We start from the raw sequence: 11248 nt of genomic DNA, 5'->3' as shown, positions 1-11248 counted from the left end.
TACGTTCGCGTGAATAGTACGTCACAACCTGTCTCTTTCCGCCCTCGGTGTGCTTTTGGGGGTAAATCCGGAGAGGCGACAACTATCCTGACACCGGGGGCACCTCGCCTAGGCTCGGTGTGCCCGAACGAAGGCATTGCTCCGTGGGCCCGCCGCGAAGGGCTATCCATGGCCCAGCGCGGCTACCTCGGCATCCATGCCGAGGTGCCCACTGCGCAACGCCTGCATTCGGCCAGCGTGGTTAACGGGGCGCCGAGATCAACGTCCGCCGCGAGGCGGCCTAGTAGCCGGCCTGGCTCTTGCGGTCGTACACCTCATCAGATCTGTGGGAACCATCAGATCTGTGGGAGCAAAGCTTGCTCGCGAGGCGGCCTGACAGCCGACCTGGCTCTCCCGGTCGTACTCCGGTCCAATTGTGGAAGCGAGCCTTCTCGCTTCTGCGCGCGGTGTGGTCAGGGTTGTGTATTGACGTTATCCAGCATCCGATTCGCCAATAAAGCGCCCAGCTCGATCAGTTGCTGAATGCCAAGGGCAACATGGCGTCGCGAGCCTTTAAGGTCGAAGGCAAGGTCGCTGACCATGGCATCGGCTGAGGCCAAAGTTTCGCTGAGGTTGGCCAGCAGGCTTTCGGTGTCGACACCGTCCACGACGGTCGAAGGCAAGGTCGCTGACCATGGCATCGGCTGAGGCCAAAGTTTCGCTGAGGTTGGCCAGCAGGCTTTCGGTGTCGACACCGTCCACGACGGTGAACAGTTGACCTGAGGGCTTTTTCTTTTTGGCTTGAGGCTTGGGGTCGAGATAATGGTCGATGGCGCGCGTGGCGGCTTCATCGAGTTCTTGGGGATCGGTTTCGGGGGGATTGGGTGTGGCTTTGAACATAGGGTGACACTCCGTCTACAGGTTGGAGCTGCCACGTTCGTTTCCAAGCGAGGGGTGGCAGCCGTACGCAGGTTGGAAAACCGGGGTAAACGAGCCCGACAGACCCGAAGGTCTCCCGCGCACAGCCGCCATAACGAAAGCATGGTCAAAAAACGACCGCAAGCATACGTCATGAAGGGCGCTTTCGCGCCGTCTACTTATCGGATTTCCAAGCCCGGCCGCTGAATTTGCAGCGACGGGAAAAGACTAGCGACAGCCCTTCCCACCCGGCAACCGCCAGAATTCGTCGGAAAAATCTGCTGCAACCCGGAGGATTGTCCGACCATTCCCACAATCCTGGTCGGCTGTCAGGCCGCCTTCGCGAGCAAGCTCCCACAATGGGATCGGGGGTACGACCGGAAGAATCAGGTCGGCTGTCAGGCCGCCTCGCGAGCAAGCTTTGCTCCCACAGATCTGACAGGTGTACGACCAAGAGAGCCAGGTCGGCNAGGCCGCCATCGCGAGCAAGCTCGCTCCCACAATGGGATCGGGGTACGACCGGAAGAATCAGGTCGGCTGTCAGGCCGCCTCGCGAGCAAGCTTTGCTCCCACAGATCTGACAGGTGTACGACCAAGAGAGCCAGGTCGGCTACTAGGCCGCCTCGCGAGCAAGCTTTGCTCCCACAGATCTGACAGGTGTACGACCAAGAGAGCCAGGTCGGCTACTAGGCCGCCTCGCGAGCAAGCTTTGCTCCCNNCCTCGCGAGCAAGCTTTGCTCCCACAGGTCTGATGGGTGTACGACCAGAAGAGCCAGGTCGGCTCTAAGGCCGCCTCGTGGTGGACGTTGATCTCGGCGCCCTGTTAACCACGATGGCCGAACGCAGGTATTGCGCAGTGGGCACCTCGGCATGGATGCCGAGGTAGCCGCGCTGGGCCATGGATGGCCCTTCGCGGCGGCCCACGGAGCAATGCCGGAGTGAGGGCACACCGAGCCTAGGCGAGGTGCCGAGTGGTGGGGCAAAGCGCTTTTGGTTACTTTTGGCGCTCTTCCAAAAGTGACCCGCCGTCAGGGCGGAACCCTAAGTGGCCGTAACCGCAGCAACGGATATGTACCCAACCCAATCCAATCCAATCCAGACCCCAGTCACCCCAAAATCGGCCTCGGCGCCGTAGGGTCGGCCTCCTCTTCAGGCTTCTTGACGAACACACTGTACTGCGCGCCTTCCATCGTTTCGAAGGCAATGAGTTTTTCGATCAATGGACCACTCAGGAGTTTGCCAGCGTTGAGCAGCAACATACCGTTGTCGGCATTGAGGTTGCGCGCCAGGATCATCCCCGCGGTCAAATCGCGCGTGGTGGAGACTTGTACCGTCGGGTCCGACAGGGTCACGTCTTCCAGGTATTCGGCACACGCCTTGATGAAGTCCTCGACCATATCCGGGTCATACAGCTTGCCGGCGTACTTGCGGATGTAGACCAGCGCTTCGTCGCTGTTCATCTGCCGCTCCAGGATCAACCCGCGCTGCAGCTCGATGAAGTCCACCGCCAGTTTCAACAGCCGCGAACCGAACGGAATGGCCTCGCCCCTGAGGTGCTCGGGGAAGCCGCTGCCGTCCCAACGCTCCTGGTGATGGCGAATGATCCGCGCCGCGTCCTTCATCGGGTCCAGGGTCATCAGCAGCGACTCACTCTGCTTCGGATAGGCCCGATAAAGATCCAATTCGTTGTGGTGCAGCATGTCGGCGGGCGTGACCATCATGTTGTCGGTCCAGCTCAGCTTGCCGATGTTGTAGAGCGCCGCCGCCATGGTCAGGTCACGGTCGGTGGACTCATCAAGGAAATGCAACCGGCTATAGACCCTGATCAACTCGATAATCTGCCGGTTGGTCTGCTTGGCCTTGGGCAGGCGCAGGTTGGCGATCAGCGAAAACACTTCGGTGCTGGTCACGTAGCTGCGCTTGAGCTCGTCATAGGCCAAATCGAGCATGTCGGCGGTCTGCTGCAGCTCGGAGGTGCGCGACGCCACGCGTTTTTCCAGGGTGGCGTTAAGGGTCTTGAGTTGCTGGTTCTGCTCGCGGTTCAGCGCTTCGAGGCGCTGGCGCTCGCTTTCGGAATGCTGGTGGGCCAGGGCCTGGCGCAAGGCCTGCACCAATTCCTCATCGTTCCAGGGCTTGCTGAGGTAACGATAGAGCTGCCCCTCGTTGATAGCCTTGGTCATCATGTCCACATCGGCATAACCGGTGAGCAGGATGCGCAAGGTCGATGGGTACAGCTTGCGGATCTCGGCCAGCAGCGTGGCGCCATCCATGTTCGGCATCCGCGCATCGGTCATCACCAGGTCAACCGGCCGCTCCTTGAGGATTTCCAGGGCCTTGGCGCCACTGTCGGCCAGCAGGATCTCATACGGCTGGCTGCGCAATAGCCGACGCAGGCTATTGAGGATCGACTCTTCGTCATCGACCAACAGCACCGCTGGCTTCCTTACCGGAACATCCGGCGATTGATCTTCCATTTGAAACCCCCTCCTATTCACGACAACCGTTCTACCTTACCCCCGAAATACAGGCTAGTAGATTGCGAACATTTAGACACATTTGCCATCACTGGCCGAGCGCATCCCGATCAGACGACTATGCTCTACCCCATGAAGGGCCAAGTACAGGCCGAATACTCATGCCAGCGAAAGGGATATCAGATGTTTCCAGGGTTCTATAGTCAGCATCAAAACGGTGCACGGCCATGAGCCTGCCGTTGGATAAAACCAATCGGCGGATCCTGATTGTCGACGACACGCCGACTATCCATGAGGATTTTCGCAAGATTCTCAGCCCCCAGGCGAACGCCAATGACAGCCTGAGCAGCGCCGAAGAGGCCTTGTTCGGCTCGCCCGTGGCGGTTTCCGGTACGAGTTTCGTGCTCGATTCGGCGTTCCAGGGCATGGAAGCCTTGAACAAGGTCGAAACGGCACTGGCCCAAGGGCAACCCTTCGCCATGGCGTTTATCGACATGCGCATGCCACCTGGCTGGGACGGCCTGGAAACCATCGAGCGGCTGTGGCGCGCCGACCCCAAGCTGCAAGTGGCCCTGTGCACCGCTTACTCGGACTATTCCTGGGAAGACATCGCTGACCGCCTTGAACTGGGCGATCGCCTGCTCATCCTGAAAAAACCCTTCGACGCCATCGAGATCCGCCAGATGGCCAGCACCTTGACCGTCAAATGGCAGATGACCGAAGACGCGGCGCTGAAAATGGACATGCTCGAACGAGCGGTCGAGGAGCGCACCCGCGAACTGGCCGATGCCAACATCATCGTGCAGAACAGCCCGACCATTCTCTATCGCCTACGGGGCGAGCCGCCGTTCGCATTGATGTACATCTCCCACAACATCACCAAATTCGGCCATTCCGCAGCGCAACTGACCAACTCTCCGGACTGGGCGCAAACCCTGATCCACCCCAACGACCAGGAGAAGGTCCATGAGGCCATGGTCCGTGTCCTGGATCGCGACACCGCAGGGGCGTCCATCGAGTTCCGCATGCGCACCGGCGACGACACGTACCGCTGGGTAGAGAACCGCTACATCCCGGTGCGCAACGAGCAAGGCCTGTTGCTGGAGATAGAAGGCATCATCCTCGACATCACCGAGCGCAAGCTGGCCGAAGAAAAAATCGCCCTGCTGGCCCGCACCGACGGCCTGACCGGGCTGGCCAACCGCGCCACCATGATCGAGCGCCTGCACCAGGCCTTCGCCGCCGCTCGTCGGGGCGCGGCACCGTTTGCGATGTTCTACCTGGACCTGGACCACTTCAAACGGATCAACGACACCCTCGGTCACCCCATCGGTGACCTGCTGTTGCAGGAAGTCGCCACGCGGATCAAGGCCTGCACCCGGGAAAACGACGTGGTGGCGCGCCTGGGCGGCGACGAATTCGCCCTCCTGCAACTGGACGTCCATGAAGCGACCCAGTGCGCCGCGCTGGCGGCCAAGATCCGCGACGCTCTCGTGGCGCCGTATGCCCTGGACGGCAACGACGTGCGGATCTCGGTGAGCATCGGCATCGCCCTGTACACCCCGCAGAGTTTGAGTGCCGACAGCCTGATGGCGCAGTCCGACATGGCCCTGTACCGCTCCAAGGAAAAGGGCCGCAACCAGTACCATTTCCATAACGAGGAAATTAACCAGGAAGTCACCGACCGGGTCGCCCTCGCCAACGACCTGCGCCAGGCCATCGAAAACAACGAACTGCACCTGCACTACCTGCCGGAAGTCGACCTCGGCACCGGCAAGATCCTCGGCATGGGCGTGCAAGTACGCTGGAACCACCCCCAACGTGGCTGGCTGGAACCGGCGGCCTTCATGCCTGCCGCCGAGAAAACCGGGATCATCATTGGCCTGGGGCATTGGGTGCTGGACCAGGCTTGCCAACAAATGCGCCAGTGGCGCGACCAGGGCATGGCGCCCCCGGTGATCGCCATCGACCTGTCCCTGACCCAGCTCAAGACCGGGCCGGAACTGATCTACGACGTGCTGCGCACCACCGCGCGCTGGGAACTGGCGCCCTGGGACCTGCGCTTCGACGTCACCGAAGCCACCCTGGCCCAGACCAAGTGGACCCACAACGACGTGCTGCCGCGCCTCTGCGAATTGGGCGTGCAGATCGCCATCGATGACTTCGGCACCGAGTACTCTTCGTTCGATTACCTCAAGACCTACCGGGTCAACCATCTCAAGCTCGCCCAGCGTTTCCTCGACAGCGCCAACGCCGACCCCGAGAACGCCACGACGTTGCGGGCGATCATCAACTTCGCCCGGGACGTGGGCATCGGGATCATTGCCGAGGGCGTCGAGACCCAGGAGCAACGTACCACGCTGATGTCCAGCGGCGGGGAGATGCAGGCCCAGGGGCATTACTTCAGCACTGTGGTCGACAGCGGCCAGGCCGCCGAACTGCTCAAGGCCGGCACCATCGTTCCGGCGACAGACCACTGGACCCGACCGGCGAGCCAGCTATCGGAGAGCAATCCATGAATCCAATGTCGGTACCTGCCAACCGGCGAATCCTGGTGGTGGACGACACGCCCGCGATCCACCAGGACTTTCGCAAGATCCTCAGCCCCAGCGCCGGCAGCGATGACTCACTGGACGACACCGAAAGCCTGCTGTTCGGCACCCCGCAGGTCAACCGGCTGCAATTCCAGATCGACTCGGCCTACCAGGGCGAAGAGGCGCTGGAACTGGTCAAGCGCGCCCAGGCCGAAGGCCAGCCCTATGCGCTGGTGTTCGCCGACATGCGCATGCCGCCGGGCTGGGACGGCCTGCAAACCATCGAGCGGCTGTGGGAGGCCGACCCACGGCTGCAAATCGCCCTGTGCACGGCGTTCTCGGACTACACCTGGGAAACCATGTCCGAACGGATCGAGTTCGACGATCAGTTGCTGATCCTCAAGAAACCCTTCGACACCCTGGAAATCCGCCAGATGGCCAGCGCCATGACCTGGAAATGGCAGCTGGCCCAGGATGCGGCGAGGAAAATGCGCAGCCTGGAACGCACGATCGAAGAGCGCGTCCAGGAATTGCTCAAGGTGTCCCACCTGCTGCAATACGATGTGCTCACCGAGCTGCCCAACAGCATGTTGCTCGGCGACCGCCTGACCCAGGCCATGGCCCAGTGCCGCCGGCACGACCGGCAACTGGCGGTGATGTTCATCGGCCTGGACCGCTTCAAGCGCATCAATAACGCGCTGGGCCATCCGGTAGGCGATGAAATGCTCAAGCGAGTGGCCCGGGCACTGGCCACCGTGGTGCGTGAATCCGATTCGGTGTTTCGCTACGGTTCCGATGAATTCGTGGTGGTACTGGGAGATGTCGTCGACCCGCAACAGACCAAAGGCGTGGCCGACAAACTGCTGGCGGCCATCAGCTCCCCGCAACCGATCGACGGCCATGACCTGACCGTCACCGCGAGCCTGGGCATCAGCGTGTACCCCAACGACGGTTTCGACGCCGTGGCGCTGATCAAGAAAGCCGAGACAGCGATGCGCAACGTCAAGGAAACCGGCCCCAACGACTACCGGTTTTTCACCGAAGACATGAACCGCCGGGCCCGACAGCAGCAGACCATCGAATCCGGGCTGCGCCTGGGCCTGTTACGCAAGGAGTTCGTGCTGCATTACCAACCCAAGCTCGACCTCAAGAGCGGCAAGGTGGTCGGTGTCGAGGCGCTGGTGCGCTGGGACAGGCCGGATCATGGCCTGGTCTATCCCTCGGATTTCATTCCGGTAGCCGAGGACAGCGGCCTGATCGTTCCGCTGAGCCAATGGGTGCTCCAGGAAGCCTGCCAGCAGGCCTGCCGCTGGCAAGCCCAGGGCATGCGCCCGCTGTACCTGTCGGTGAACGTCTCGGCCATCGATTTTCGCCAGCGCGGCTTCGTCGAAGGTATCGCCCGCACCCTCAAGGAAACCGGCCTGGCCCCGACACAGTTAGAACTGGAGATCACCGAAAGCGTCCTGATGCAGAACGTCGATACCACGGTCGCCATCCTCAAGGCCATCAAGCAGTTGGGGATACGCCTGGCCATCGACGACTTCGGCACCGGCTATTCAAGCCTGAGCTACCTGCAGAAATTTCCGGTGGATGTGTTGAAGATCGACCAGTCGTTCGTCGGTGACCTGAGCATCGACAGCAACGACGCCAAGCTGGTGAGCACCATCATCAGCCTGGGCAAGAGCCTGAACCTGCACATCATTGCCGAAGGTGTGGAAACCCTCGAGCAGTTGGAATTTCTCAAGAAGCACCAATGCGAGGAGGTCCAGGGTTATTACTTCAGCAAGGCCGTCGAACCACAGGCCTTCGCCGACTGGATGACCGAGTGGGAAAAACGCCAGAACCCGTTTTCGTGAACACCTGAGTGTTATCAACCAAAGTTTCAAGGAAAGCATCCCATGGCGTCACATGGACTGATTCTGGCTCTCGGCCTGCTGGTGGGATCAAGCGTGACCGCTCACGCCGAGCCACTGGACGAACCCCTCAAACCCCTGCCCCCGCTTCCAACCCTGGACCCCAAGCGCGTCCAACTGGGACTGCGGCTGTTCAATGACCCGCGGCTGTCGGTCAACAACACCCTGTCCTGCGCCAGTTGCCATCGCCTGGACAAGGGCGGCGCCGACGACAAGCCGTTTTCCTTGGGCTTCGACGGCAAGCCGGTGGAGGTCAATACGCCCACCGTGTTCAATGCCAGCCTGAACTTTCACCAGTTCTGGGATGGCCGTGTCGACACCTTGGAAGAACAGGTCCACGCGGTCGTGACCAGCCCGGTGGAAATGGGCAGCACCTGGGAATCGGTGGTCAAGCGCATCGCCGATGACCCCGGCTATGTCAAAGACTTCAAGGACGCGTACCCCGATGGCGTGACCAAGCCCAATATCCAGGGCGCACTGGCCGATTACGAGCGCACCTTGCAGACACCCAATTCGCGCTTCGACCAATACCTGCTGGGCAATACCGACATCCTCACGCCCCGGGAAAAGTTCGGTTACCAGCGCTTCAAGGAGTACGGCTGCATCGCCTGCCACCAGGGCGTGAACATCGGCGGCAACATGTTCCAGAAGTTCGGGGTCATGGGCGACTACTTCGGCGACCGGGGCACCCCCACCCGAGCGGACGAAGGACGCTACAACATTACCGGCGATGAAGCCGACCGCCAGGTCTTCAAGGTCCCCAGCCTGCGCAACGTGGCCGTCACCGCCCCGTATTTCCATGATGGATCGGCGCCGACCCTGGAACGCGCGGTAGAAGTCATGTTCAAGTACCAACTGGGTCGTGAGCCCCTCAAGAACGATACGGCCCTGATTGTCGAGTTCCTCAAGACCCTGACCGGTGAATCGGAGGGCAAGCCCCTATGACCAGTCTCCGTCGCCTCGGTCTTGCATTCATCGGTCTGTTACTGGCTTCGATCCTGCTGTTCATGTACGTCAATTCGGGGGCCCAGCAGGCCGCCTCGTACATTGAGTCCCGGGACCTGATCCGCCTGCTCAAGCAGCAAGACGCCATCTGGGACAACGAGGTGCTCAAGTCGCGGATCGCCCTGACCCACGACTACGACCCCCTGGTCTCGCCGCTGCATGAAATGTCGCGCCTGTGGCAGCGTCTCGACACCATCGAATCGGAGCCCGGGCGCCACAAGCCGTCGCTCTGGGAAGCCCAGCGCGACGAGTACCTCAAGGCGGTCAAGGAAAAAACCCGGCTGGTGGAACAGTTCAAGTCCCACAACGCGGTGCTGCGCAACTCCATGGCCTTCCTGCCCGCCGCCGAGGACGACATCCAGGCCCAGTTCGCCCATCTGGCCGACACCGACCGGCTAGAACTGCAAAACGTCGCCATCGACACCTACGACCTGCTGCTCAGCAGCATGGAGTTCGCCCAGCTCAGCACCAGCGACGCCGCCGCCGAAGTGCTGCTGGGCCTGAACCGGCTGGACGTCAACAAGGAGCGCATGCCCCTGGGACTTCAAGGCCCCGTTGACATCCTGAGCAGGCACATCGCGCTGATCCTGCGCGAACAACCGCGGGTCAATGAGCTGTTGCAGGGCATCGAAGCGGTTCCCGTTGCCAGTCGCCTGGACACCATTACCGACCTGCTGGAGAAAGACCAGAGCAAAGCCGCGGCCAAATATGAACGTAACCACGTCTACCTGCTGGTATTCGCCACGTTCCTGGTCTTGATACTGATCTGGCTGGCGATCCGGCTGGTACGCAGCTTCGCCGAGATCAAAAGGGTCAACAACGCCCTGCAAAGCGCCAACGATGAACTGGAGCAGCGGGTTGAAGAACGGACCCGCCAGCTCAAGGACACCCAGAGCGAATTGATGGACACTGCCCGCCAGGCCGGCATGGCGGAAATCGCGACCAACGTGCTGCACAACGTCGGCAACGTGCTCAACAGCGTGAACATCTCCGCCGACCTGGTCAGCCGCAAACTGCGCAGCAGCAAGGCCCAGGGGCTGGGCAAGGCGATGCAACTGATCAACGAACACGCCAACGACCTCGGGCACTTTCTCACCGAAGACGCCAAAGGCAAGCTGCTGCCCGGCTACCTCAACCAACTGGTCGAGGCTATCGCGCTCGAGCAACAGGGCCTGACCGACGAACTGGCCCAGCTGAGCAAGAGCGTGGACCACATCAAGGACATCGTCTCCACCCAGCAATCCTATGCCGGGGCCAACAGCCTGCTGGAACCCTTGGTGGTCAGCGAACTGCTTGAAGATGCCCTGCGCATGAACTCGGGCGCACTGACCCGCCACCATGTTACGGTGATCAAGGAATACGGCGAAGTGCCGCGGATCATGGGCGACAAACACCGCTTGCTGTTGATCCTGATCAACCTGATCAGCAATGCCAAATACGCCATGGCGGGGGTTTCCAACCATGCGCGAAACATGACCCTGAAGGCTGCCGTCATCGATGGCCAGACCCTGCAAATCAGCGTCAAGGACGAAGGCGAAGGTATCCCGGAGGAAAACATGACGCGCATCTTCGCCCACGGCTTTACCACACGTAAGGAAGGCCACGGCTTTGGCCTGCACAGCTGCGCATTGGCGGCCATTGAAATGGACGGCCACCTCACCGCCCACAGTGAGGGGCCAGGCAGGGGGGCAACGTTCGAACTGCAGCTGCCCCTGAAACTTGCAGAAGGTGAGCCATGAATAGCATGAGTAACCGCCGTATCCTGTTGATCGACGATACACCCGCCATTCATGAAGATTTCCGCAAGATCCTCACCCCGGAGGATGACAGCAACGCTGACTTGCTGGACATGGAAAGCGCGCTGTTCGGCGATGCACCAAAACCTGCCACCACGGTGTTCGAACTCGACTCGGCCTATGGCGGACAGGAAGGCCTGAACAAGTTGCTGGAGGCATCGGCAAAAGGGCGTCCTTATGCCCTGGCCTTTGTCGACATGCGCATGCCCGAAGGCTGGGATGGCGCCAAGACCATCGAAGAACTCTGGAAACGCGACCCATTGCTGCAAGTGGTGGTCTGCACCGCCTATTCGGATTATTCCTGGGATGAACTGCTGGACCGCCTGAACGGCCACGACCGTTTGCTGATCCTGAAGAAGCCGTTCGACAACATCGAAGTCCAGCAGATGGCCAATACCCTGACCACCAAATGGGAAATGACCTCCCGTGCGCAACTGAAAATGAACAAGCTCGAAGACCTGGTGGAACAACGCACCCAGGCGTTCAAACAGGCCAGCGAGCTGCTGCAAATGGAAATCGACGAACGCAAGATGCTGGAAACCCAACTGGTGCAATCGGAAAAGCTCGCCTCACTGGGCCAGTTGGCGGCCGGGGTGGCTCATGAAATCAACAACCCGATCGGCTTCATT

At 60.8% G+C, this 11248-nt stretch carries 5 protein-coding genes and 2 pseudogenes; 5 read left to right on the top strand and 2 right to left on the bottom strand.

The window, feature by feature from the left end; translation table 11 throughout:
• Positions 1–452: 452 nt before the first annotated feature.
• Both ASC85_RS08830 and ASC85_RS08825 read right to left on the bottom strand, forming a co-directional pair.
• Positions 453–879, bottom strand: a pseudogene (locus ASC85_RS08830) (DUF6124 family protein).
• A gap of 1124 nt (positions 880–2003) precedes the next feature.
• The gene (locus tag ASC85_RS08825) at positions 2004–3371 is read right to left on the bottom strand and encodes an HD domain-containing phosphohydrolase (RefSeq protein ID WP_057449031.1); all 1368 of its coding nucleotides are present in this window, start codon (positions 3369–3371) and stop codon (positions 2004–2006) included.
• Positions 3372–3598: 227 nt separating this feature from the next.
• Here ASC85_RS08825 and ASC85_RS08820 point away from each other — a divergent pair, with 227 nt between their 5' ends.
• From ASC85_RS08820 to ASC85_RS33780, 5 genes and pseudogenes are all read left to right on the top strand, one after another.
• The gene (locus ASC85_RS08820; RefSeq protein ID WP_057449030.1) at positions 3599–5890 is read left to right on the top strand and encodes a GGDEF/EAL domain-containing response regulator; all 2292 of its coding nucleotides are present in this window, start codon (positions 3599–3601) and stop codon (positions 5888–5890) included.
• On the top strand, positions 5887–7761 hold the full coding sequence (locus tag ASC85_RS08815) for an EAL domain-containing response regulator (RefSeq protein ID WP_057449029.1): 1875 nt from the start codon (positions 5887–5889) through the stop codon (positions 7759–7761). The genes ASC85_RS08820 and ASC85_RS08815 overlap by 4 nt, the downstream gene beginning before the upstream one ends.
• A 42-nt stretch (positions 7762–7803) precedes the next feature.
• Entirely contained in the window at positions 7804–8763 is a 960-nt protein-coding gene (locus tag ASC85_RS08810; RefSeq protein WP_057449028.1) for a cytochrome-c peroxidase, read from the top strand.
• Complete coding sequence (locus ASC85_RS08805; protein WP_057449027.1) at positions 8760–10562, top strand: DAHL domain-containing protein; 1803 nt, start codon at positions 8760–8762, stop codon at positions 10560–10562. Before ASC85_RS08810 ends, ASC85_RS08805 begins: the two co-directional genes overlap by 4 nt.
• A gap of 590 nt (positions 10563–11152) precedes the next feature.
• Positions 11153–11239: pseudogene (locus ASC85_RS33780) on the top strand (hypothetical protein); the annotation flags it as partial.
• Positions 11240–11248 lie beyond the last annotated feature (9 nt).

The organism is Pseudomonas sp. Root401, from assembly GCF_001425105.1.
GTDB lineage: Bacteria > Pseudomonadota > Gammaproteobacteria > Pseudomonadales > Pseudomonadaceae > Aquipseudomonas > Aquipseudomonas brassicacearum.
Note: the sequence above shows the minus strand (reverse complement) of the source record. Positions and strands in the feature narration are given on the sequence as shown.